The organism is Mesorhizobium sp. PL10 (assembly GCF_053714315.1).
The window spans coordinates 269,986-289,489 of the sequence record NZ_JBSKBR010000001.1 but is presented as its reverse complement, the minus strand read 5'-3'; the positions used below and the strand labels follow the sequence as shown (position 1 = coordinate 289,489).

The following is a 19,504-nucleotide window of genomic DNA, read 5'->3' as shown; positions in this document are numbered from 1 at the left end:
AGACAGGGAGAGGTTCATGCCTAGCAACAAGGTGGTTTCGCGCGACGACTGGTTCCAGGCGCACAAGGCGCATCTGGCGCGCGAGAAGGAACTGACGCGGTTTCGCGAGCGCATCGCCGCCGAGCGGCGTGAACTGCCATGGCTGAAGATCAGGAAGGATTACGTCTTCGAGACCGAGCAAGGGCCGAAGAACCTGGCGGAGCTGTTCGCCAACCGCAGCCAGCTTATCGTCTATCACTTCATGATGACGCCAGGGTCGGATCACCGTTGCGAAGGCTGTTCGTTCCTTGCCGACCACATAGACGGCGCCAACCAGCATCTCAGGCATCACGACGTATCTTTGGTCGTGGTTGCGCGCGCGCCGCTGGCGGAGCTGTTGCCCTACAAGCAGCGCATGGGCTGGAAATTCGACTGGGTGTCGTCCTACGCCTCGGATTTCAACTTCGACATGCAGGTTTCGTTCACCGACAAGCAGATCGCGGCCGGCGACACCACCTACAATTTCGAGACGCGTCCGCGCACGTCAAAGGATCTTCCCGGCACCAGCGTTTTCTACAAGGACCAGAATGGCGACATCTTCCTCACCTTCACGTCGCGCGCCCGCGGCGGCGAGGCGCAGATCGGCACCTATGATTATCTCGACATGACACCGAAGGGCCGTGACGAAACCGGCCCTTATCAAAGCCTGATGGATTGGGTGCGGCTGCACGACGAATATTAGGACAGGCAGGCGGACAAGCCGAACTGCTGCGACGACTGAGGCCGTTCACGGCGACGCGGACATGCGCTAAGCCTATCGCATGCCGTTCCCAACTGCTCTCACCTGGCTCGCCTACCCCGTCTATGTCTGGCAGGGGCTCGGCGTGCGCCGCCGCACCACCCGCATGCTGCCGGCGCAAGGGCCGGTAATGCACGAAAAATCGGGCAAGGCGCCGGCGATCTCGCTGCTGGTGCTTGGCGATTCCTCGGCCGCCTCGGTCGGCATCGGCAATTCCGAGGACGGGCTGGCCGCGCAGCTTGCCGTCATGATCGCAAAGCGCACCGGCAGCGCTGTGCGGTGGCGCGCCGCCGGCTTCAACTCGGCCACCTCGGGCCAGATCCGTGACCATGTGCTGCCCAATCTGTCGGCCGATCCATGGACGCATATCGTGCTCGCCATCGGCACCAACGACACCAAGAATTTCCACTCGGTGCCGCGCTTCAAGAAAGAGTTCGGCGGCCTGCTTTACGCGCTGCGCGCCAAATGGCCGGAAGCCCGCGTGGTCTGGTCGCCGGTGCTGGAGTTCACCCGTGCGCCGGCCATGCCGCCACTGCTCGGCAAGATCCTGGAGATCCGCGCCACCGCTATGAACCGGATGGGCGAGCGCCTTTGCTTCGAGCGCGGCGCGGTGCCGGCGCCGCGCCTGCCGATCACCAACCCCGAACAGGGTTTTGCCTCCGACGGCTTTCATGCCTCGGAAGCCGGCTACCGCGCCTGGGCCGAACATCTGGTCGGGTGCGTGCTCGGCGACAACTGACAGGTCTGTGAGATTGAGGTCAGGCCGGGAGCTATGTCCAGTGCCCCAGCACGCCGGCCAGCGAGATGGCAGCCATGGCGAGCAGCGCCAGTTTCCAGAAATCGCCGCGCCGCCTCAAGCCAGGCCAGCCGAGCGGCTTGATGATCTGGATGAGCATGATGCCGATGAAGACAAGGGCGAGAAGCTTCGACATGCCGCCTTTGAGCAGTATCGCAACCGACTGTCAAAGCGCCGTTGCGTTCGTCCGGTAACTCTATGCCAGCGGAGGTCGCCGCCCTTATCCCACCGGCGATCCGCAGGTGGCATGCACGAACGTGCCGGTCATGGCGCCGACAGGGTGGGATGCCATCATCGCCGCGACTTCAGCCACTTCAGCCAGCAGCGGCAGCCGCTTCTGCAGCGGAGAGCAGAATGTTTTTTACGCCTCTCGTTTTTGCAGTCGGCTCACGCGGAGCGGAGACGGTCAAGACTTTCGCCAAGCACCACGACCGCAATGCCGAGCAAGGCAACATCCTTGATCAGAAACGACCCGAGCGGGCCAAGCGCCGGGAAGCCCAGCGCAGGGTCCCAGATCGGCAGTGCCAACATGATCGAACAGGTGGTGAGAAAGGTCAGTGTCGCCAGCGCTCCTGCCGCAACACCTGCTCTTGCCGCCCACGGCGAGGTCACGAGCAGCAAAGCCGTCGCGATCTCCACCACGCCGAGAAAATACGACGCACCGGCCTCACCGAACACCGGATAGAGCCAAGCGAGCCAAGGTGTTCCGCCGATCAGCGGCTTGAGCGCTTCAACCTCTGTCTGGGTGAATTTGAGACCGCCGATCAAAAGCAGCGGCAGCACGACCCCGGCCAAGGCGATGAAGCGGCCGATTTTCAGGATGTTTGTGCCGGCATCACGCATTGCCCAGATACTCCTTCAGCATGTCGAAACTCTCGCCCCAGCCCTGCAGATGGCCGTCACGGCTTTCGATTGTCAGGAACTCGGCCTGGTGGAAAACCATGATCGTCTTGTCGCCGTCGTCTGCGAACGTCACCGTCACCAGAGTTTCATGGCCAAGACTGCCATCGTCTTCTTCCCAGGCGTGGGTGAAGACCAGCCGCTCGGCCTCGACGATCTGGCGAAACACACCCTGTTCGGCCACCTCCGTGCCATCGTATTTGCGTGAATGGACCCGCCAGAAGCCTCCCAACCGCATATCCACCTGAGCCGACAGGGTGGTGTAGCCGCGCGGACCCCACCAGCGTTTCATATGGTGCGGCTCGGTCCACATTTTGTAGACAAGCGCCCGTGGCGCCTCGAAGATTCGAGTGATCGTCAGCGCCCGCTGGCGTGCATCGCGCCTTTCAGTTGCCGGGTCCGTCATTTGTCCTCCCCTTTTGCAGCGCTCGCAAATAGTCATCCATCTGGTCGAAGCGGCCGTCCCAGAGCTGCCGGTAATGCTGGAGCCATTGGTCGACGTCTTGCAGCCGGTCGACTTCGAGCCGGCAGGGCCGCCACTGCGCATCGCGGCCGCGGCTTATCAGGCCTGCATGTGCCAACACCTTGAGATGTCTCGATATGGCCGGGCCGCTGATATCGAACGGTTCGGCCAGCTCGGTCACGGTCGCCTCGCCTGTCGCCAGCCTTGCCAGGATGGCGCGGCGGGTCGGATCGGCAAGGGCCGCGAACGTTGCGGTAAGCGGGTCGGTTCGCATCTATCTAACCATCTTGTTATTTAACATTTCTGTTAGATAAAGAAGGATGTTCATGCTGTCAACAAACCAGGGAGCGATCTCCTTTTTGACGCCGACGCTGGCCGATGATTCCGGGGTGAATAAAGTCACGGGATGCCGACATCCTCCTGACAGACTGCTGTCAGTAGGGGTGTGCGATAGTGTCTCTGTCAGCAACGAGGAGACTGGTCATGAACGGCTTTGGTATTTTGAACAACGTACAGCACTATGTCGGCAAGATCCGCACGATGCGCAACGAAGTCCGCACCCAGCGCTTCCTGAACTCCTTGCCGGCGGACATCCGCAAGGACATTGGCTGGCCCGATATGTATGAGGGCCGCGGCCGCATTCGTGAGGTCTGAGGCGATTTTTCATGGCAATGCTTGGATTTAGCCACTGCCACGCCCAGATCAATCACATGACGCGCGGGCCAGCGATGTCTGCGGGCCGGCGCAAAACATTTCGGCGCTCGCCACGGACAATGCTGAAGGCTCCTGACAGAATGCTGTCAGGAGCACCATGCCATAAACGTGTCAGGAGACATGAATGGTGAAGAGCTGGAACGACAGGCTGAACACGCCAGGCATCAATGGCGTCAAGCCGACGCCGCGCACGATGGGCGATGTCGTCGAGGGCCAGCCGATGCTGGTGCCGACGGCCCGCCAGGTCGATGATTTCATCCGCTCCATACCCAAAGGCGTCGAGATGGACGTCCGCGCCTTGCGCGCCGCGCTCGCCATCGAGCACGGGGCGCAAGTGACATGTCCGGTCACCATCGGCTATCATCTGCGCACCGTCGCGGAAGCCGCCAATGAGGATCTCGAGCGCGGCATGGAGCCGAGCGCAATTGCGCCATTCTGGCGTGTGCTCGACACCAACGCGCGGACGACGAAGAAACTGTCCTTCGGCGCGGAATTCGTCGCCGCGCAGCGCAAGCGCGAAGGATTGAAGCCATAATGCCTGCCGCCCAAAAGTGTTTAGCGGTTTTTGGGGCAAGGGCAGGCATGAAACAGGAAATGGATGTCGCCCGGAACCGGTTTGGGGACCACGACATTCATGGAAACGCAGCCGAGGGACCATACGATGCGCCGTGCCGACAGGCTGTTCCAGATCGTGCAGCATCTGCGCGGTGGCCGGCTGGTCACCGCTCAGAAGCTCGGCACCTGGCTCGAGGTTTCCGAACGAACCATCTACCGCGACATTGCCGACCTGCAGTCGACCGGGGTGCCGATCGACGGCGAGGCGGGGGTTGGCTACATGATGAGGGAGGGTTTCGACCTTCCGCCGCTGATGTTCACGCGTGACGAGATCGTGGCGCTGGTTGCCGGCGCGCGCATGGTGCGCGCCTTTGGTGGTGCCGCCATGGCGCGTGCCGCCGACGAGGCGCTGGTCAAGATCGGCGCCGTGTTGCCCGACGCCGAGAAAGACCGCATCGCCCGCACCGAGATCCACACGCCGATGTGGGTGGTGAGCGATGCCGCGCGCGAGGCTATCGACCTGATCGAGCGCGCGGTCGAGAAGCGGCAGGTGCTGACCATCGACTATCGCGACGAGGCCGGCCGCGGCACCGGGCGCGATATCCGCCCACTCGGCCTGTGGTTCTGGGGCAAGGTGTGGACGCTGGTCGCCTGGTGCGAGATGCGCGACGATTTCCGCGCCTTCCGCATCGACCGCATCGCCTCGGTGGTCATCGCCGGCCGCATCTTCAAGCCGGAACGCGGCAAGCAGCTCGCCGACTTCTACCGCGCGGTCGAACGCTCGGAGGATTACGGCATGACGCCGGACCGGGCAGCGAGAAGCTGAGTTCGCAACAAAAAAGCCCGCTCGAAGCGGGCTTTTTTATTGGCCTGCCGCAGACCTTATTCCTCGTCGTCGGAATCTTCTTTCTTCGACTTGAGCGCCGAGAGCTTGGCGAACACTGCGTTGGCGTCGAGCTCGGCATCCTCGTCCTTCGGCTTCTCCGGCGCTGGCACCAGGCGCTCGGTCAGCGCCGCCGGCAGCAGCGTGTCACCGACCGGCTGTGCCTGCTCGCGGCCGCGCGAGGCGCGGTTGACTTCCATGTCGAGGTCGATCTGCGAGGCGAGACCCAGCGTCACCGGGTCCATCGGCTGCAGATTGGCCGAGTTCCAGTGCTTGCGCTCACGGATCTGTTCGATCGTCGATTTGGTCGTGCCGACCAGGCGCGAAATCTGCGCGTCCTTCAATTCCGGGTGGTTACGCACCAGCCACAGTATGGCATTGGGCCGGTCCTGACGCTTCGACAGCGGCGTGTATCGCGGGCCCTTGCGCTTGGATTCCGGCACCCGCACCTTGGGGTCGGACAGTTTCAGGCGCTGGTTCGGATCCTTCTCGGCGCGCGCAATCTCGTCGCGGGTCAGCTGGCCGGTCATGATCGGGTCCATGCCCTTGATGCCTTGCGCCGATTCGCCGTCGGCGATCGCCTTGACCTCAAGCGGATGCAGCCCGCAGAACTGCGCGATCTGCTCGAAGGAGAGCGCGGTGTTGTCGACCAGCCAGACGGCGGTCGCCTTGGGCATCAGCAGCGTATTGGCCATTTCAAAAATCCTTCTCGTTCGCCCGCGTTCCCGCGCGGGCGGTGGTTTAGAGCCACCAAAATGGGAAATTCGCGGCCTGTATAACCGCTCCGCTGCCGTTTCGCAATGTTTTTGGCGCAGGGCCAGCCGTTGGGCGCCAGAGTGCGTGGAGGCCAGAAGGAGCCTTGGCCTCGGCGATCGTCGATGCCGAGACGTAAAAAGGCCCTAAAACGACAAAACCCGCCGGACAGGGTCCAGCGGGCTCGGAACCGGCGACGGGAAACGTCTGCTGGCGGCTCTTGCTTCTAGCACATGGCCAGGCCTTACGGCCGGCCATGTTTCGAGTTAGATGGCCTTGCGGGCAATCCGCTCGATGTCGCCGCGGTTGATGCCGAGGTCGCTGAGCTGACGGGCGTTGAGCTTGTTCAGCTCGCGCACGGTTTCGTTGTACATACGCCAGTTACGGAAAGCGCGGATCGGGTTCATGGTAGTCCTCCAGTTGTTGGATCAAATCGTTTCGATGACGCTTAGATAGGCAGCGCTGCCCACGAATTGAACAGACGTCTTTGCATAGCCGCAATGCAAATGCTGCATTGCACCATTAAGGTTCTATTCAGCTTATTGGCGGGAGGACGCACGCCCAGGGCGGGTCGAGATTCAGGTCAGGCTGAATCGAAAATGGTGGCTCCCGAGAACCGGAGCGGAGCGTACCTCAGTACGTGAGCACCGGAAGCGCAGGAAGCCATCATTTGCAGACCGGCCTCACCTGAATATCGATACGCCCTAGCCGACGTCGAGAACGATCTTGCCGATATGCTCGCCCTCTTCCATGCGCTCATGCGCGCGCCAGGCGTCGGCCAGTGGGAAGATCATGTCCATCACCGGCGACACCTTGCGGGTGCCGAGCAGCGGCCACACCTGCGCTTCCAGCGCCGCGGCGATCGCTGCCTTGAACTCGACCGTGCGTGGCCGCAGTGTCGAGCCGGTATGGGTCAGCCGCTTGACCATGATCTTGGAAAAATCGGCACTCGCCACCGCCCCGGCCTGGACGGCGATCTGGACGATCCGGCCCTCGACCGCCGCCGCCTCGTAGTTGCGTTGGACGTAGTCGCCGCCGACCATGTCGAGGATGACGTCGGCGCCCTTGCCGCCGGTGGCGTCCTTGACCGCGGTGACAAAATCCTCCTCGCGGTAGTTGATTGCCCGGTCGGCACCGAGCTTCAGGCAGGCGTCGCACTTCTCCTTGCTGCCGGCGGTAGTGATGACGGTGGCGCCAAAGGCCGACGCCAGCTGGATCGCCGTGGTGCCGATGCCCGACGAGCCGCCATGGACGAGCAGCGTCTCGCCCTTCTTCAGGCCGCCGCGCTCGAACACATTGTGCCAGACGGTGAAATAGTTTTCCGGCACCGCGGCCGCTTCCGTATGGGTGAAGCCGGCAGGCAGCGGCAGCACGCTGCCGGCATGAACCTTGACATATTCGGCATAGCCGCCGCCCGGCGTCAGCGCGCAGACCCGGTCGCCGATGCGCCAACGCGATATCTCGTCGCCAAGCGCTGCCACCTCGCCCGATGCCTCGAGGCCCGGCAGGTCGGAGGCACCGGGCGGCGCCGGATAGGCGCCCTTGCGCTGCTGCACGTCGGGCCGGTTGACGCCGGCGGCGCGCACCCGGATCAGGATTTCACCGGGGCCGGGCATCGGCACGTCGCGCGTTTCCGGCTTCAGCACCCGCGGCCCGCCGGGTTGCGAGATTGCAATGGCCGTCATCGTCGCCGGAATTTTATGTCCGCTTCCCATGAAAATTTCCCGTCTCGATCGGGCCGGTCTGTCGCCGGCTGTTTGCATCAGCACCCTTGCCCTATGTATGCTGATTGCCGGATCAGGCAAATGCTCAAATCAGGCCAATACCGGTTCGGTCCAAATGCTGAATCAGGGAGGAGCGACGATGGCGATCTTCGACGACGAACCCAAAAAGAAATCCAGGCCGCATGAGATCGGACAGGATCTGTCGCTGCTTTCGGTCGGTGACCTGACCGAGCGGATAGGCATATTGCGCGACGAGATTGCCCGGCTGGAAGCTGAGCTCCAGGCCAAGGGCAGCACCAAATCGGCGGCCGAAGCGCTGTTTCGCCGCGGCTAGCTTTTGCGCTGGCTTTCGACGCCGAGACATTCGCCGCCGAAAAGCCCGAATGCGCCTATTTTCAGAGCTAACACACCTTCAGAGCTGCTCCCGTCCTCAGAACCGACAAGCCCCTCCAGCCGGATCAAACAATGTTTGCAAGCTACAGACCAATCCTCTCGCTGCTTCGCGGCACTGCTTTCCTGCTTGCGGCATCGGGACTGCATGGCCTGCTGCTGCCGCTGCGCGGTCAAATCGAAGGGTTTTCGACCGCATCGCTCGGCCTGATGGGCACTGCCTGGGCCGGTGGCTTCGTCACCGGCTGCTTCTTCGCACCGCGCCTCGTGCGCCGCGCCGGCCATGTCAGGGCGTTCGGCGCCTTTGCCGCGTCGGGCGCCATCGTCGCCCTGCTCACCGGCCTGATCATCGACGAATATGTCTGGATCCTGCTGCGCGCCTTCACCGGCTTCACCATGGCCGGCGCCTTCATGGTCATCGAAAGCTGGCTGAACGAAAAGGCCACCAATGAGAACCGCGGCACCGTCTTCGGCCTCTACATGATGGTCACCTATGCCTCGATCATGGGCGGCCAGATGATCGTTGCCGGCGGCGACGTCAAATCGGCGTCGCTGTTCATGATCACCGGCATATTGTTTTGCCTGTCGCTGATCCCGACCGCCGTCTCGTCGGCTTCGTCGCCCAAGCCATTGCAGGACGTCAAGCTCGACGTCAAAGGGCTTTACGCAAATTCGCCGGTATCCGCGATCGCCTGCCTCTTGATCGGCATCGCCAATGGCGCCTGGGGTACCCTGGGTGCGGTCTATGGTGCCCGTATCGGCATTTCCACCGCCGAGATCGCGCTGATGATGAGCCTTGTCGTCGTTGCCGGCGCAGCCATGCAGCTTCCGGCCGGCCGCCTCTCCGACAAGACCGACCGCCGTTTCGTGCTGGCGGGTGCGGCTTTCGGCGCAGCGCTGTTCGCCATCCTGATCTTCCTCTTCGAACCGCGTTCCTCCATCTTCGTCATCGTCTTCACCGCCGCCTACGGCGCCTTCGCCTACACGCTCTATTCGATCGCCGTGGCGCATGCCAACGACCACGCGCGCGCCGAGGATTTCGTCAAGGTCTCGGGCGGCCTGCTGCTTCTGTACGGGTTCGGAACCATGATCGGGCCCTTGCTGGCCGCCGCCCTGATGGGCTGGTTCCGCCCCGAAGGCCTGTTCCTGGCCACCGCGCTGGCGCATCTGTGCCTTGCCGCCTACACGCTGCTGCGCATAAGCCGCCGCGCGCCGGTGCCGATCGAAAACCGCGACGCCTTCAAGACCCAGCCCGCCGATCGCTCGGTCACCCCTGAAGCATTGCGGCTCAGAAAAGCGGAAACTGACGGTTGAGATTTGAAAAACTTTGCCCCACAAGTATAGGCATGATCTTTTCTGACGCCTTCATGGCGATTGCCGATCCCAACCGGCGCTATCTCCTGGAAGAGCTCCGGCGCGGCCCGAAAACCGTCAACGAGCTGGCTTCGGGCCTGCCAGTCTCTCGCCCGGCCGTGTCCCAGCATTTGAAAGTGTTGCTGGACGCCGGTCTGGTTCAGGCCAAGGCCGAAGGCACGAGGCGGGTCTATACGGTCAGCACCGCCGGCTTCCTCCAGCTCAATATTTGGCTAGACCAGTTCTGGGAAGCATAGGCCAAAATCCAGGAAATTGAGGCCAGGCGGAAACTACGCTTTCCAAGCTTCAAGTGCCCGCCGCCAGTGCCTTGCCCAGCGCATCGAGCAGAAACCCGGTTCCATGCTCGCGCGTCGAGGGCATGTCGTGGCCATCGAGAAACGCGCCCTGCTCGGTCAGCACCAGCCGCGTTCCGGTGCCTTCCGGCCGCAATTCGATCGTCGCCAGCGATACCGAAATGCGGGTCTCGCCGAACATCATGTCGTAACTGTAGACGATGCGCTCGTTGGGCACGATGTCCAGATAGGTGGCGGTGTAGGTGTGGATCGGCCCGTCCTTTGGCCCGCCGGCATTGACCTCCTGGCCGCCGACCCGGAAGTCCATCTCGTGCCTGTGGGCCATCGGATTGTCGGGGTCGGCGAACCAGCGCCCTTTGGCGGTCGGATCGCTGAGTGCGAAGTAGACTTTCGCCGGCGTCGCCGGATAGACGCGTTCAAGCACGAAGGTGGAGTGGACGACGGATCGTTCGGTCAAAATGGCCTCCTTCAGTTTTCTCAGTCTTCGGTCTCGGCGAGAAAATCGCCCAGCCGGTCGAGCCGGCGTTCCCACGTCAGCCGCCGCTCATTGATCCAGTGTTCGGCGCTGCGCAGCGCTTGCGGCGCGATCTGGCAGGTGCGCACGCGGCCGAGCTTTTCCGAGCGCACAAGCCCGCTTGCTTCGAGCACGTTGAGATGCTGGACGACGGCCGACAGCGACATTGCCAGCGGTTCGGCCAACTGGCTGACCGAGGCCGGACCGCGCGACAGCCGTTCGACCATGCTGCGGCGGGCAGGGTCGGCAAGCGCCTGGAACATCAGGTCGAGTTGGGCGGGATCGTGCAGCATCGCGATCAGCCGTTGTTGTAGGGGAAGAATTTGAAGTATGGCTGCGCTTCCTCGATCACCCGGGCAAAGGACGGCCGCTTGAGCAGGCGGTCGTGGTAGCGTTTCACCGCCGGATACCTGTCGCCGAACGGCTCGACCTTGTTGGCATAGAACAGCGCCGGCGAGGCCGCACAGTCGGCCATGGTGAAGGTGTGGCCGGCCGCCCAGATTTTCGAACGCATCTCCTCCTCGACGATCGCATAGGCGTTGCGCAGTTGCGCCCGCGCCTCCTCGACCCCGAACGGATCGGTCTTGTCCTGCGGCCGCAACCTGTCGCCGACGATCTTCTGCATCGGCGCCTGCACGTAGAAATCGTAGAAACGGTCGGCCTGGCGGACCTGGAGAGCGAGGTCGGCCTCGGCCGGGATGAGCTCGACCGGTCCCGGATAGTGGGTAGCCAGATATTCGATGACGATGGTCGATTCCAGCACCGTGCGGTTGCGCGCATCGTCACGCAGCGCTGGCATCTTGCCGGTCGGCGACACCTTCAGGAACGCCGCCCGCGACTGCTCGTCGCCGAGATCGATGAGGACCGGCGTGAAGGGCGTCTCGTTCTCGTAAAACGCAATCAGCGGTTTCCAGCAGAACGATGCCAGCGGATGGAAATGGAAAGTCAGGGACATTTTTTGCTCGTCTGTTTTTCGAGTTCGCCATTGCTGGAGTTGCCGCGCCACCGAACACTGAAGGAATTACTTAACTATTGTCAAAGGTGGAGTGTGTGTCAAGGTTCCAACTCCACCGGCCGTCAGGGCTTGGTATGCGCGACGATGGCGGCAACAATTATCGGCCAATCGACGGGATGCAGTTCGTGGCCACCGCCTTCGATGCGGACCAGCCGTCCACCGGCGACGGCATCGGCAAGGGCTGCGCCGTGCTCGAACGGAAAGATCGGATCCGATGTCCCGTGGATGACGAGCAGCGGAACCTTGATCTCGCGCAGGCGCCCTTTCAGATCCTCGCCACCTTTCAGCATGAAATGGTTGGTCGCGCTCAAAAAGCCGCCGGATCGGTCATAGTCCTGTTCGATGAACGTCCGCATCGCCTTCTCGTCGAACGGATGCGCGGTGCTTGCGATGGCGTGGGCGTCCTTGACGATGAAGTCGATCACCTGCTCGCGGTCCGACCAGTCGACCTTTGTGCCAGCGGTCGAGTGCTCCATATAGGCTTCGGTCGTCCCCGGCAGATGCGATGTATCGATCCCCACCGGCGAACTGCTGATCACCGTCAGTGTGATGACACGTGAGGGATGTTTCAACGCCAGTCGTTGCGCGATCATGCCGCCCATCGACATCCCCACCACATGCGCTTTCGCGATGCCATAGCTGTCGAGGACACTGACGGCATCGTCCGCCATGTCGTCGAACGTATACGGTGGCTCGCCCGGCGCATATTTGGTCGACAGGCCGGTGTCGCGGTTGTCATAGCGGATCACGAAACGACCTTCGCCGGCGAGTTTTTTGCAAAGCGCCTCCGGCCACCACAGCATCGAGGCCATGGCGCCCATGATCAGCAGCATGGCTGGATCGCCGGGATCGCCAAACGTCTGGGAGACGATTTTGGGTGCTGCGGCCTTTGTCATGGGAATCTCCTTCGCCTATGCTCAAACTGATTGCGTTTTGCAATCGATTGCACGATAATAAAACTGATACGATAATGCAACTGGTTTTTACGGGGAGAGTCGGATGAGAACCGAACACCGCTCGGGATGCCCTATCAATCTGTCGCTGGAGGTGTTCGGCGACCGCTGGAGCCTGATCATCCTGCGCGATATGATTTTTGGCGGCAAACGCCACTTTCGCGAGCTGCTCAACGGCTCGATCGAGGGCATCGCTTCCAACATCCTGGCCGACCGGCTGAAGCGGCTGATGGAACTTGGCATGCTGACAAAGGCTAACGATCCCTCGCACAAGCAGAAGGCGATCTACAGCCTGACCGAGATGGCAATCACGCTGGTGCCGATCATGGCCTATCTCGGTGCCTGGGGCCGCGTCTGGCTGCCGGTCAGCGAGGAGCTGTCGATCCGCGCCGAACTGCTGGAGAAGGGCGGTCCGCCAATGTGGGAGCAGTTCATGGACGAGTTGCGGCACGACCATCTGGGCACGCCGATCGCAGCGGCGGGGCGGCCTTCTGTCCGTGCCACATTGCAGGCCGGATACGAGGCGGTGGTGGCGCGCAAGGCGTCGAGCGCCGCATAGGCCGCCGCCTGCTGACCAACTTATTTTCCCATTTATGGGGCGGCTCTGCTATCAAGGGACTGAAAAACATAATTTATGGGATTGGATAACGCTCTTGGTTGAGAACTCTAAGGATACCGCCCGCGCGCGGGCAGATATGCGTTTCAAGAAGCAGGAAGAGGCAGCCACGGTGCGGCAAAAGGCGATGGCGGAGTATGTCGCCGAGGCCGACGCCCGCCAGGCCAAGACCAACAAGCTCCGGGCATTGCGCCTTGCCAAGGAAGCGGAAGATCTGGCCAATGCGCCCGCCGCCCCGGTCAAGAAGCCGGCGCGGGCCAAGAAAAAAATCGCCTGACGATACCCATAGTCGATGGCAGATTGGGGCGGGCTGAGCATATCGGCCGGAATGCCGGTCAACGGCACGCCGCTGTAACCTCCGCCATTCCGCTTTCCCGCACGAAGCAATTTCAACCGTAACCGGGATTTCGCATCTCGCGTGTCAGGCCGATGATCGACGCGCGTTTGAACAGGAGACTGCCATGACCGCTTTGACCCTCGAAAAGGCCAAGCAAATCATCGACGCCGCTTTCGCCAGGGGCGCCGAGCTGAAGCTCAAGCCGCTCGGCGTCTCGGTGCTCGATGCCGGCGCCCATCTCGTCGCCTTCCAGCGTCAGGACGGCGCCTCGTTCCTGCGCCCGCAAATGTCGGCCGGCAAGGCCTATGGCGCGCTCGCCATCGGCATGGGCTCGCGCCGTGTCGAGGCCTTCGCCAAGGAACGGCCGCATCTCGTCGCCGGCATTTCCGACGTCTCGGGTGGTCGCGTCCTGCCGGTCGTGGGCGGCGTGCTGATCCGCGATCATACAGGCGCCGTCATCGGCGCTGTCGGCATTTCGGGCGATACGTCGGACAATGACGAGGCCGCCGCCATCGCCGGCATCGAAGCGGCTGGGTTCACCGCCGATCCAGGCTGAGGCTGAGCTCTAATTCAGATTGATATCCCTGCTGGCCGATCGCATCGACACCGAGAAGCCGGCCAGCACGTCGAACAACGCGATTACCATCAGCGTGAAGAAGACGGAGTGGGCCGCGCCCTTCACCAGCAGGAACTCGACCAGGAACGCCACGAAGACCAATGTCGACAACAGATGGTCCATGATCGAGGCGTTCGTGGTGCGCACCGACTTCACCATTTCGAGGAACAGGAAGATCAGTCCGATCACCACCATCAGGTCGCCGAGCGTCATCGAAAACACCCCGCCAGACATCATGCGGAATGAGAAGATTTCGGTCGCCCACGGATCGTCGCCGCTGCCGAATATTCCGAGGAGTCCGAGATTGTAGGCCACGAAGGGCACGATCAGCAGCGGGATGGCACCGAACATCAGGCGTCTCCTCTAGCAATTCCAGGAAAGTGTGAGCGGTCCGGAATTGCGTAAACAATGGGGGCACCTACTGTAGAATGCCCCGCAAGCACGCCGTCAAGATTTTTAGCTAACAGCCGTGAACACGGTCGAAGACCGGGTGCAACAACCGTGTCACCCGGCTCAGCGCCTGAACTGCCCGGTGCGCACGGCAGCGCCGATGGCGTTGAGGATGATGCTGCCGGCGGTCATCGAAGTGATTTCATTTACGTCACGCGCGGGCGCGATCTCAACGATGTCCATGCCGACGACCTGCCCCTTGGCGAACAGACCCTTGATCAGCTCGATCGTCTGCCGGTAGCTGACGCCGCCAGGCGACGGTCCCTCGACCGCCGGCATGACAGCGGGATCGAGGCCGTCGGCGTCGATGGTCAGGTAGTAGCGGCCGCCGTCCGGGATGCGGTTGAGCAGCGCCGCCGTGCCGATGTCCTGCCATTCATTGGCGGTGATGATGTTGGAGCCGTAGGCGCGGGCCGCCTCCACCTCCTCAAGCCGGGCGCTGCCCTGGCCACGGATGCCGAGCTGGAAAATCTTGTCGATATGCGCCATCTCCGACGCGCGGCGGATGGGGCTGGAGTAGCCTTCCATTACCCCGTTGACGTTGTCGCGCCAGTCGAGATGGGCATCGATCTGCACCAAGGTGATCGGCCCTTCGCCGTCAAGCGCCCGGAAGATCGGGATCGGAATGCCGTGATCGCCGCCGAGGGTGATCGGCAAGGCGCCGGCGGCGCGGATCTTGCGGATCGCCGCTTCGGCCCGCTCACAGTGGCCGCCGGCGGCATCGCCGGGGACATCGCCGACATCGACCACCTTGACGGCCTGTCCGTCGAACAGGGTTCCGCCAATATCGAAATCATAGCGGTCGAGTCCGAGGCTGATGCGTTGCGAGGCGCGCCGCACCGCGGTCGGCGCGTTGGTCTGGTCGTTGATCGTCTCGTCCATCGTGTAGGGACTGCCGTAAGGCATGCCGATGATGGCGACATCGGCCTTCAGCGCATCGAGATCCTCGACCAGCGGGAAGTTCAGGAAGGTCTGGAAGACGTCGCGCGGCGCTATGGTGAGCCTGGTCATGCGGTTTCCTCTGTCGCCCCACCATGGTGCAGGCAGGTGCTTCAGCCGCAATCGCGGCGACGCAACGCAATACAGCACCGCCATGGCGGCGTGTATCGCCAGCGACGGTCCGACCTTTGGCATAGAGATTGGCCCGAAGCTGCCGGGCGACCGCCAAACGCAAAAAGACCGGCCAATGGCCGGTCTTTTTGGCATTCAAACACTTCGAAAAGCTGGTCTCAGCTTTCCTTCGGCGTCAAAACCTGGCGGCCGCGATACATGCCGGTCTTCAGGTCGATGTGGTGCGGGCGGCGCATTTCGCCGGAATTCTTGTCCTCGACATAGGTCGGGGCCTTGAGAGCGTCGGCCGAGCGGCGCATGCCGCGCTTGGACGGAGAGGTTTTTCGTTTCGGAACGGCCATGGATATGCTCCACTACATGGTCAAAATGCCCCGATAGCCCTCGTGAAAGGGCCGCGTCAGGGCCATAATCTGAGAAAGTCGGGTGCCTATACACGCCCTGCGCCGTTTTGGCCAGCGCCGGCACGATTTTTTTTGAGTCGGCGGCGGTTCGTCCTAATCAAGACACCCGACATATGCGCCGGAACGGCCGGCACGGCGCTCGATCAGCGACGCCAGACGCCGCAAGCCCGGACCGGGCTTGGCCGGATTGCGGGCGATCGGGTTGGGCAGGGACACCGCGAGAAGGGCGGCCTGCCGCCGCGACAGCTGTTTGGCTGAAACGCCGAAATGATGCTGCGCCGCCGCCTCGATGCCGTAAATGCCCGGACCCCACTCGGCGATGTTGAGATAGATCTCCATGATCCGGCGTTTCGACATCACCGCGTCGAAATAGACGGCCAGCGGCAGTTCGACCACCTTGCGCACCGAACCTAGCGGCCGTGACCACAGGAAAAGGTTCTTCACCGTCTGCATGGTGATGGTCGAGGCGCCGCGCGTTGCCTCGCCGGCCAGCGCATCATCGACGACGCCGCGCAATTCGCCGAGATCGACGCCGCGATGGAAGCAGAACTGCCCGTCCTCCGACATGATCACCGAATTCGCCAGCACCGGCGACACATCGTCGATCGAAACCCAGCGCCGGTCGTAGCCGGAAAACGTCGCCAGGTCTTTGACCATCAAGGTCGATATCGGATGCACGAAGGACGGCAGGTAAAGGAAGGTCAGCACAATGGGTATCGCCGCCAGCACGGCGGCGGCGACCAGGCAGCGTCGTGCCAGGCGCTTCAGACCGGCGCGGTTCACGCGCCTCGGTCGCGCCATGTCCAGCCCTTCGATTTCATGATCGACGATCGGTTCAGTCAAGCCGCCCCACCCGCGCCAGTCTCCCGCCTCCGGCATAATGGCGCGAGGCTTCTTGCGCAACGTCTGAGTGTCGGCTACCGCTCCCGGCCATGACGAATGACGAGCAAATGGCTTTTGAGGCCGCACTTTTGGTGCGGGCGGCCGCGATCGAGACCGAGCTCAGGCTGCTGCTCGACGGCAGCACACTGGCCGGCGAGATCGTCCGGCCGCAGCGCCTGATGGCGGCCATGCGCCATGGCGTGCTGAACGGCGGCAAGCGGCTACGCCCCTTCCTGGTCATGGAAAGTGCCGCGCTTTTCGGCGCCGATGGCGAGGCGGCGTCGCGCGTGGCGGCGGCGCTGGAATGCGTGCATTGCTATTCGCTGATCCATGACGATCTGCCTTCCATGGACGACGACGATCTGCGCCGCGGCCAGCCGACGGTGCACAAGGCCTTCGACGAGGCCACCGCCATCCTGGCTGGCGACGCGCTGTTGACGCTGGCCTTCGACATCCTCGCCGATGAGGCGACGGCCTTGCCGGCGGACCGGCGCGTAGCCCTGGTGCTGGCGCTGGCGCGCTCGGCCGGCGCCGGCGGTATGGTCGGCGGCCAGACGCTCGACCTCGATGCCGAGCGCAACAGGCCCGACGAGGCCGGCATCATCCGGCTGCAGGCGATGAAGACCGGCGCACTGATCCGCTTCGCCTGCGAAGCCGGCGCGATCATTGCCGGCGCGGCACTGCAGGACCGCGACAGGCTGGCCGAATTCGGCTCGGCGGTCGGCCTAGCCTTTCAGCTCGCCGACGACCTGCTCGACCTGACCGCCGATGTCAGCCAGATGGGCAAGGCGACCGGCAAGGACGCCGCCGCCGGCAAGGCGACGTTGGTGGCGCTACACGGCACGAATTGGGCGCGCAGCCAGCTCCATGGGCTGGTCAAGCAGGCGCATGAATTGCTTGAGCCTTACGGTGAACAGGCAACCTTGCTGAAGGCTGCGGCAAGTTTCGTGGCAATCCGCAACAACTGACGTCGCGGCCAATTGGATAGCTGAAAACCGTTCTCGAAATTTGTCCGTTTTCACTGCCTTAATCAGGGTCACGCGATCGCCCCGAACCAAGTGGGTGCGCTATCTGACCTTGACGACCACCTTGCCCTTGGCACGTCCTGTTTCGACGTAAGCCAGAGCCTCCTTGGTTGCTTCAAAGGGGAAGACCCTGTCGACAACCGGGCGGATCGCCCCATCTTCGATGAGGGACGTGATTTTGCTCAGTTGCTCACCTTGCGCCCACATGAACAGGAACGAAAATTCCACGCCCCGGCGCTTGGCTTTGGTCCGGATACCGCGACTCAGCAGGCGCAGCAGCAGCCTTAGCATCAGGTTCAGTCCCTGCTTCCTGGCAAATTCGGGATCCGGCGGACCGGAGATGGAGATGAGCTTGCCGCCCGGCTTCAGTACATTCAGGGACTTTTCAAGCGTCTTGGCATCCTGGCTGTTCACCACGACGTCGTAGCCCGACAAGACTTTCTCGAAGTCGTCTTTCTTGTAGTCGACGACGACATCGCCGCCGAGACCCTTGACCAGTTCGGCACTCGCCGCGCTCGCCGTTGTCGCAACGGTCGCGCCGAGGTGCTTTGCCAGTTGGATAGCGAATGTCCCTACGCCGCCCGAGCCAGCCTGGATGAAGACTTTTTGGCCTTTCTTCAGGCCAGCCCTCTCGATGAGAGTCTGCCAGGCGGTCAGACCCACCAGAGGGATTGAAGCCGCTTCTTCCATGCTGAGGTTCGCGGGCTTCAGGGCCACATCGGCCTCATCGATTGCGATGAGTTCGGCGAATGTCCCGATCCGGCCGTCACGCGGCCGCGCATAGACACCGTCGCCGGGTTTGAATTTGCGGACTTTCGAGCCCACCCTGACAACCCGCCCAGCCACGTCGTGGCCGAGGATGAAGGGCCGGCGATAGGGCAGGATGAGCTTGAATTCGCCGGTCCTGATCTTGCAATCCAGCAGGTTCACTCCTGCGGCATGGACCTCGACCAGGACATCATTGTCCCGCAGCTCCGGCTCCGGCATCTCTGCCAGCCGCAGAATGCCTTTCTTGTTATACTTATCGACAACGAATGCCTTCATGGCAGTGACTTTCTGAAAGTGTCTGTTGGCGTGCCGTTTAGGCGTGAAATTCTCCGTCTCACCGCTGTTCAGACCGGCAAGCGGAACTGCTTGCGCAAGGTCTTGTCGAACATCGCCGCGGGGGCGAAGCGGCGCAGCAGGCTGACCTGGCGCGCTGCTTTTCCTGCGGTATAGCGCCGTCGCGGACGGGCATCGGTCGCCGCCTTGACGACCACATCGGCCACCACTTCCGGCCGATCGGCTTTGGGCATCACATCGGCAAGCAGCGCCTTGAGCCCGGCTCGCGCCTGATCGTATTCCTTCAGGAGAGAATCCGGCTCGATACCGTTCTGGTCGAAGACGGTACGCACGAATGCAGGCTCGATGACCGAGACGCGAATATTGAAGGCACGCACCTCGTGATCGAGCGATTCCGAATAGCCCTCAAGCGCGTGCTTGACCGCCGAGTAATGTGCTGAATATGGCGCGGGTGCCAACCCCAGAATCGAGCCGATGTTGATGATGCGCCCTTCGCCTTGCCGCCGCATCCACGGCAACACCGCATTGGTCATGCGGATGACGCCGAACAGATTGACGTCAAACAGGGCTTCCACCTGTGCCACCGAGGATTCCTCGGCGCCGCCGAGCAGGCCGATACCGGCATTGTTGACCAAGAGGTCGATCCGCCCGGTCTGCACCAGCACGGTTGAAAGGAGGGCGCTTACGGAGTCGCCGTCGGTCACGTCGCATGTCAGCATGGACACCTGCGCCGGACCGTTGCCGGACTTGCCGCGACTTGTCCCGAAGACGGTATATCCTGCCCGCGCCAAGGCCTCGGCGCTGGCGCGGCCGATGCCCGACGAGGCTCCGGTCACGATCGCGGTTCTTCCCGAAAATGCACCCATTTGATACTCCATAGACATGAGGGCTGGCTTTTTGCCGTTGGTTGAATTACAATCGTAATATCACATTACGCTC

The 19,504-nt window shown here is 62.6% G+C and carries 29 protein-coding genes; 12 read left to right on the top strand and 17 right to left on the bottom strand.

Annotation, left to right across the window (positions count from 1 at the left end; all coding sequences use genetic code 11):
- Window positions 1–16: 16 nt before the first annotated feature.
- Window positions 17–721 carry a DUF899 domain-containing protein gene (locus ACWGTO_RS01470; protein WP_454573101.1) on the top strand — a complete coding sequence of 235 codons (705 nt, stop codon included), beginning with the start codon at window positions 17–19 and terminating at the stop codon, window positions 719–721.
- A gap of 79 nt (window positions 722–800) precedes the next feature.
- Window positions 801–1,517 (top strand): SGNH/GDSL hydrolase family protein, encoded by a 717-nt coding sequence (locus ACWGTO_RS01465; protein WP_454573100.1) that lies wholly within the window; start codon window positions 801–803, stop codon window positions 1,515–1,517.
- 31 nt (window positions 1,518–1,548) lie between these two features.
- Here the strand turns inward: ACWGTO_RS01465 and ACWGTO_RS01460 are convergent, their stop codons facing one another.
- The 4 genes from ACWGTO_RS01460 to ACWGTO_RS01445 all read right to left on the bottom strand — a co-directional run bounded on the left by ACWGTO_RS01460 (window position 1,549) and on the right by ACWGTO_RS01445 (window position 3,211).
- Window positions 1,549–1,710 carry a hypothetical protein gene (locus ACWGTO_RS01460; protein WP_181057993.1) on the bottom strand — a complete coding sequence of 54 codons (162 nt, stop codon included), beginning with the start codon at window positions 1,708–1,710 and terminating at the stop codon, window positions 1,549–1,551.
- A 251-nt stretch (window positions 1,711–1,961) separates the two neighbouring features.
- Window positions 1,962–2,417, bottom strand: coding sequence for a DUF417 family protein (locus tag ACWGTO_RS01455; protein WP_454573099.1), 456 nt, complete (start codon window positions 2,415–2,417; stop codon window positions 1,962–1,964).
- Window positions 2,410–2,880 (bottom strand): SRPBCC domain-containing protein, encoded by a 471-nt coding sequence (locus ACWGTO_RS01450; protein WP_454573098.1) that lies wholly within the window; start codon window positions 2,878–2,880, stop codon window positions 2,410–2,412. Before ACWGTO_RS01450 ends, ACWGTO_RS01455 begins: the two co-directional genes overlap by 8 nt.
- The gene (locus ACWGTO_RS01445) at window positions 2,861–3,211 is read right to left on the bottom strand and encodes an ArsR/SmtB family transcription factor (protein WP_454573097.1); all 351 of its coding nucleotides are present in this window, start codon (window positions 3,209–3,211) and stop codon (window positions 2,861–2,863) included. The genes ACWGTO_RS01450 and ACWGTO_RS01445 overlap by 20 nt, the downstream gene beginning before the upstream one ends.
- A 209-nt stretch (window positions 3,212–3,420) precedes the next feature.
- On the opposite strand from ACWGTO_RS01445, the gene ACWGTO_RS01440 reads away from it, so the two are divergent.
- The 3 genes from ACWGTO_RS01440 (at window position 3,421) to ACWGTO_RS01430 (ending at window position 5,032) form a co-directional block, all read left to right on the top strand.
- Window positions 3,421–3,591 (top strand): hypothetical protein, encoded by a 171-nt coding sequence (locus ACWGTO_RS01440; RefSeq protein WP_454573096.1) that lies wholly within the window; start codon window positions 3,421–3,423, stop codon window positions 3,589–3,591.
- Window positions 3,592–3,775: 184 nt separating this feature from the next.
- Window positions 3,776–4,186 carry a hypothetical protein gene (locus ACWGTO_RS01435; protein ID WP_454573095.1) on the top strand — a complete coding sequence of 137 codons (411 nt, stop codon included), beginning with the start codon at window positions 3,776–3,778 and terminating at the stop codon, window positions 4,184–4,186.
- Window positions 4,187–4,312: 126 nt separating this feature from the next.
- A complete protein-coding gene (locus ACWGTO_RS01430) occupies window positions 4,313–5,032 on the top strand; it encodes a helix-turn-helix transcriptional regulator (RefSeq protein WP_454573499.1) in 720 nt (239 codons plus the stop codon).
- 56 nt (window positions 5,033–5,088) lie between these two features.
- On the opposite strand, the gene ACWGTO_RS01425 is transcribed toward ACWGTO_RS01430, so the two are convergent.
- The 3 genes from ACWGTO_RS01425 to ACWGTO_RS01415 all read right to left on the bottom strand — a co-directional run bounded on the left by ACWGTO_RS01425 (window position 5,089) and on the right by ACWGTO_RS01415 (window position 7,557).
- Complete coding sequence (locus tag ACWGTO_RS01425; RefSeq protein WP_454573094.1) at window positions 5,089–5,784, bottom strand: DUF1013 domain-containing protein; 696 nt, start codon at window positions 5,782–5,784, stop codon at window positions 5,089–5,091.
- Window positions 5,785–6,108: 324 nt separating this feature from the next.
- The gene (locus tag ACWGTO_RS01420; RefSeq protein WP_454573093.1) at window positions 6,109–6,249 is read right to left on the bottom strand and encodes a DUF1127 domain-containing protein; all 141 of its coding nucleotides are present in this window, start codon (window positions 6,247–6,249) and stop codon (window positions 6,109–6,111) included.
- Window positions 6,250–6,546: 297 nt separating this feature from the next.
- Window positions 6,547–7,557 carry an NAD(P)H-quinone oxidoreductase gene (locus ACWGTO_RS01415; RefSeq protein WP_454573092.1) on the bottom strand — a complete coding sequence of 337 codons (1,011 nt, stop codon included), beginning with the start codon at window positions 7,555–7,557 and terminating at the stop codon, window positions 6,547–6,549.
- Between the two features lie 148 nt (window positions 7,558–7,705).
- Here ACWGTO_RS01415 and ACWGTO_RS01410 point away from each other — a divergent pair, with 148 nt between their 5' ends.
- The 3 genes from ACWGTO_RS01410 (at window position 7,706) to ACWGTO_RS01400 (ending at window position 9,566) form a co-directional block, all read left to right on the top strand.
- A complete protein-coding gene (locus ACWGTO_RS01410; protein WP_454573498.1) occupies window positions 7,706–7,900 on the top strand; it encodes a DUF1192 domain-containing protein in 195 nt (64 codons plus the stop codon).
- Window positions 7,901–8,031: 131 nt separating this feature from the next.
- Window positions 8,032–9,270 carry an MFS transporter gene (locus tag ACWGTO_RS01405; protein ID WP_454573091.1) on the top strand — a complete coding sequence of 413 codons (1,239 nt, stop codon included), beginning with the start codon at window positions 8,032–8,034 and terminating at the stop codon, window positions 9,268–9,270.
- Between the two features lie 32 nt (window positions 9,271–9,302).
- Window positions 9,303–9,566 carry an ArsR/SmtB family transcription factor gene (locus ACWGTO_RS01400; RefSeq protein ID WP_454573090.1) on the top strand — a complete coding sequence of 88 codons (264 nt, stop codon included), beginning with the start codon at window positions 9,303–9,305 and terminating at the stop codon, window positions 9,564–9,566.
- 49 nt (window positions 9,567–9,615) lie between these two features.
- Here the strand turns inward: ACWGTO_RS01400 and ACWGTO_RS01395 are convergent, their stop codons facing one another.
- The 4 genes from ACWGTO_RS01395 to ACWGTO_RS01380 form a co-directional block, all read right to left on the bottom strand.
- Window positions 9,616–10,080 carry an SRPBCC family protein gene (locus tag ACWGTO_RS01395; RefSeq protein ID WP_454573089.1) on the bottom strand — a complete coding sequence of 155 codons (465 nt, stop codon included), beginning with the start codon at window positions 10,078–10,080 and terminating at the stop codon, window positions 9,616–9,618.
- Between the two features lie 20 nt (window positions 10,081–10,100).
- Window positions 10,101–10,430, bottom strand: coding sequence for an ArsR/SmtB family transcription factor (locus tag ACWGTO_RS01390; RefSeq protein ID WP_454573088.1), 330 nt, complete (start codon window positions 10,428–10,430; stop codon window positions 10,101–10,103).
- Between the two features lie 5 nt (window positions 10,431–10,435).
- Entirely contained in the window at window positions 10,436–11,092 is a 657-nt protein-coding gene (locus ACWGTO_RS01385; protein WP_454573087.1) for a glutathione S-transferase family protein, read from the bottom strand.
- 122 nt (window positions 11,093–11,214) lie between these two features.
- Entirely contained in the window at window positions 11,215–12,048 is an 834-nt protein-coding gene (locus ACWGTO_RS01380) for an alpha/beta fold hydrolase (RefSeq protein ID WP_454573086.1), read from the bottom strand.
- Window positions 12,049–12,151: 103 nt separating this feature from the next.
- Here ACWGTO_RS01380 and ACWGTO_RS01375 point away from each other — a divergent pair, with 103 nt between their 5' ends.
- The 3 genes from ACWGTO_RS01375 (at window position 12,152) to ACWGTO_RS01365 (ending at window position 13,614) form a co-directional block, all read left to right on the top strand.
- Window positions 12,152–12,664 (top strand): winged helix-turn-helix transcriptional regulator, encoded by a 513-nt coding sequence (locus ACWGTO_RS01375; RefSeq protein ID WP_454573085.1) that lies wholly within the window; start codon window positions 12,152–12,154, stop codon window positions 12,662–12,664.
- 94 nt (window positions 12,665–12,758) lie between these two features.
- Window positions 12,759–12,998, top strand: coding sequence for a hypothetical protein (locus ACWGTO_RS01370; protein WP_142869345.1), 240 nt, complete (start codon window positions 12,759–12,761; stop codon window positions 12,996–12,998).
- Between the two features lie 184 nt (window positions 12,999–13,182).
- Entirely contained in the window at window positions 13,183–13,614 is a 432-nt protein-coding gene (locus tag ACWGTO_RS01365) for a GlcG/HbpS family heme-binding protein (RefSeq protein ID WP_454573084.1), read from the top strand.
- Between the two features lie 9 nt (window positions 13,615–13,623).
- On the opposite strand, the gene ACWGTO_RS01360 is transcribed toward ACWGTO_RS01365, so the two are convergent.
- From ACWGTO_RS01360 to ACWGTO_RS01345, 4 genes are all read right to left on the bottom strand, one after another.
- A complete protein-coding gene (locus ACWGTO_RS01360) occupies window positions 13,624–14,025 on the bottom strand; it encodes a hypothetical protein (protein WP_142869343.1) in 402 nt (133 codons plus the stop codon).
- Between the two features lie 162 nt (window positions 14,026–14,187).
- The gene (locus ACWGTO_RS01355) at window positions 14,188–15,135 is read right to left on the bottom strand and encodes an agmatinase (RefSeq protein ID WP_454573083.1); all 948 of its coding nucleotides are present in this window, start codon (window positions 15,133–15,135) and stop codon (window positions 14,188–14,190) included.
- Window positions 15,136–15,353: 218 nt separating this feature from the next.
- On the bottom strand, window positions 15,354–15,536 hold the full coding sequence (gene rpmF / locus ACWGTO_RS01350) for a 50S ribosomal protein L32 (protein WP_008834724.1): 183 nt from the start codon (window positions 15,534–15,536) through the stop codon (window positions 15,354–15,356).
- Window positions 15,537–15,689: 153 nt separating this feature from the next.
- The gene (locus tag ACWGTO_RS01345; RefSeq protein ID WP_454573497.1) at window positions 15,690–16,397 is read right to left on the bottom strand and encodes a biosynthetic peptidoglycan transglycosylase; all 708 of its coding nucleotides are present in this window, start codon (window positions 16,395–16,397) and stop codon (window positions 15,690–15,692) included.
- Between the two features lie 131 nt (window positions 16,398–16,528).
- Here ACWGTO_RS01345 and ACWGTO_RS01340 point away from each other — a divergent pair, with 131 nt between their 5' ends.
- On the top strand, window positions 16,529–17,446 hold the full coding sequence (locus ACWGTO_RS01340) for a polyprenyl synthetase family protein (protein WP_454573082.1): 918 nt from the start codon (window positions 16,529–16,531) through the stop codon (window positions 17,444–17,446).
- Window positions 17,447–17,545: 99 nt separating this feature from the next.
- Here the strand turns inward: ACWGTO_RS01340 and ACWGTO_RS01335 are convergent, their stop codons facing one another.
- Together ACWGTO_RS01335 and ACWGTO_RS01330 are read right to left on the bottom strand one after the other, a co-directional pair.
- A complete protein-coding gene (locus tag ACWGTO_RS01335; RefSeq protein ID WP_454573081.1) occupies window positions 17,546–18,547 on the bottom strand; it encodes an NADP-dependent oxidoreductase in 1,002 nt (333 codons plus the stop codon).
- A 68-nt stretch (window positions 18,548–18,615) separates the two neighbouring features.
- The gene (locus ACWGTO_RS01330; RefSeq protein WP_454573080.1) at window positions 18,616–19,431 is read right to left on the bottom strand and encodes an oxidoreductase; all 816 of its coding nucleotides are present in this window, start codon (window positions 19,429–19,431) and stop codon (window positions 18,616–18,618) included.
- Window positions 19,432–19,504: the final 73 nt, after the last annotated feature.

Coding starts and splice junctions, on each gene's coding strand:
- ACWGTO_RS01470 (WP_454573101.1), top strand. CDS start 17: ATGCCTAGCAACAAGGTGGTTTCGCGCGACGACTGGTTCCAGGCGCAC.
- ACWGTO_RS01465 (WP_454573100.1), top strand. CDS start 801: ATGCCGTTCCCAACTGCTCTCACCTGGCTCGCCTACCCCGTCTATGTC.
- ACWGTO_RS01460 (WP_181057993.1), bottom strand. CDS start 1,710: ATGTCGAAGCTTCTCGCCCTTGTCTTCATCGGCATCATGCTCATCCAG.
- ACWGTO_RS01455 (WP_454573099.1), bottom strand. CDS start 2,417: ATGCGTGATGCCGGCACAAACATCCTGAAAATCGGCCGCTTCATCGCC.
- ACWGTO_RS01450 (WP_454573098.1), bottom strand. CDS start 2,880: ATGACGGACCCGGCAACTGAAAGGCGCGATGCACGCCAGCGGGCGCTG.
- ACWGTO_RS01445 (WP_454573097.1), bottom strand. CDS start 3,211: ATGCGAACCGACCCGCTTACCGCAACGTTCGCGGCCCTTGCCGATCCG.
- ACWGTO_RS01440 (WP_454573096.1), top strand. CDS start 3,421: ATGAACGGCTTTGGTATTTTGAACAACGTACAGCACTATGTCGGCAAG.
- ACWGTO_RS01435 (WP_454573095.1), top strand. CDS start 3,776: ATGGTGAAGAGCTGGAACGACAGGCTGAACACGCCAGGCATCAATGGC.
- ACWGTO_RS01430 (WP_454573499.1), top strand. CDS start 4,313: ATGCGCCGTGCCGACAGGCTGTTCCAGATCGTGCAGCATCTGCGCGGT.
- ACWGTO_RS01425 (WP_454573094.1), bottom strand. CDS start 5,784: ATGGCCAATACGCTGCTGATGCCCAAGGCGACCGCCGTCTGGCTGGTC.
- ACWGTO_RS01420 (WP_454573093.1), bottom strand. CDS start 6,249: ATGAACCCGATCCGCGCTTTCCGTAACTGGCGTATGTACAACGAAACC.
- ACWGTO_RS01415 (WP_454573092.1), bottom strand. CDS start 7,557: ATGGGAAGCGGACATAAAATTCCGGCGACGATGACGGCCATTGCAATC.
- ACWGTO_RS01410 (WP_454573498.1), top strand. CDS start 7,706: ATGGCGATCTTCGACGACGAACCCAAAAAGAAATCCAGGCCGCATGAG.
- ACWGTO_RS01405 (WP_454573091.1), top strand. CDS start 8,032: ATGTTTGCAAGCTACAGACCAATCCTCTCGCTGCTTCGCGGCACTGCT.
- ACWGTO_RS01400 (WP_454573090.1), top strand. CDS start 9,303: ATGATCTTTTCTGACGCCTTCATGGCGATTGCCGATCCCAACCGGCGC.
- ACWGTO_RS01390 (WP_454573088.1), bottom strand. CDS start 10,430: ATGCTGCACGATCCCGCCCAACTCGACCTGATGTTCCAGGCGCTTGCC.
- ACWGTO_RS01385 (WP_454573087.1), bottom strand. CDS start 11,092: ATGTCCCTGACTTTCCATTTCCATCCGCTGGCATCGTTCTGCTGGAAA.
- ACWGTO_RS01380 (WP_454573086.1), bottom strand. CDS start 12,048: ATGACAAAGGCCGCAGCACCCAAAATCGTCTCCCAGACGTTTGGCGAT.
- ACWGTO_RS01375 (WP_454573085.1), top strand. CDS start 12,152: ATGAGAACCGAACACCGCTCGGGATGCCCTATCAATCTGTCGCTGGAG.
- ACWGTO_RS01365 (WP_454573084.1), top strand. CDS start 13,183: ATGACCGCTTTGACCCTCGAAAAGGCCAAGCAAATCATCGACGCCGCT.
- ACWGTO_RS01360 (WP_142869343.1), bottom strand. CDS start 14,025: ATGTTCGGTGCCATCCCGCTGCTGATCGTGCCCTTCGTGGCCTACAAT.
- ACWGTO_RS01355 (WP_454573083.1), bottom strand. CDS start 15,135: ATGACCAGGCTCACCATAGCGCCGCGCGACGTCTTCCAGACCTTCCTG.
- rpmF (WP_008834724.1), bottom strand. CDS start 15,536: ATGGCCGTTCCGAAACGAAAAACCTCTCCGTCCAAGCGCGGCATGCGC.
- ACWGTO_RS01345 (WP_454573497.1), bottom strand. CDS start 16,397: ATGGCGCGACCGAGGCGCGTGAACCGCGCCGGTCTGAAGCGCCTGGCA.
- ACWGTO_RS01340 (WP_454573082.1), top strand. CDS start 16,529: ATGACGAATGACGAGCAAATGGCTTTTGAGGCCGCACTTTTGGTGCGG.
- ACWGTO_RS01335 (WP_454573081.1), bottom strand. CDS start 18,547: ATGAAGGCATTCGTTGTCGATAAGTATAACAAGAAAGGCATTCTGCGG.
- ACWGTO_RS01330 (WP_454573080.1), bottom strand. CDS start 19,431: ATGGGTGCATTTTCGGGAAGAACCGCGATCGTGACCGGAGCCTCGTCG.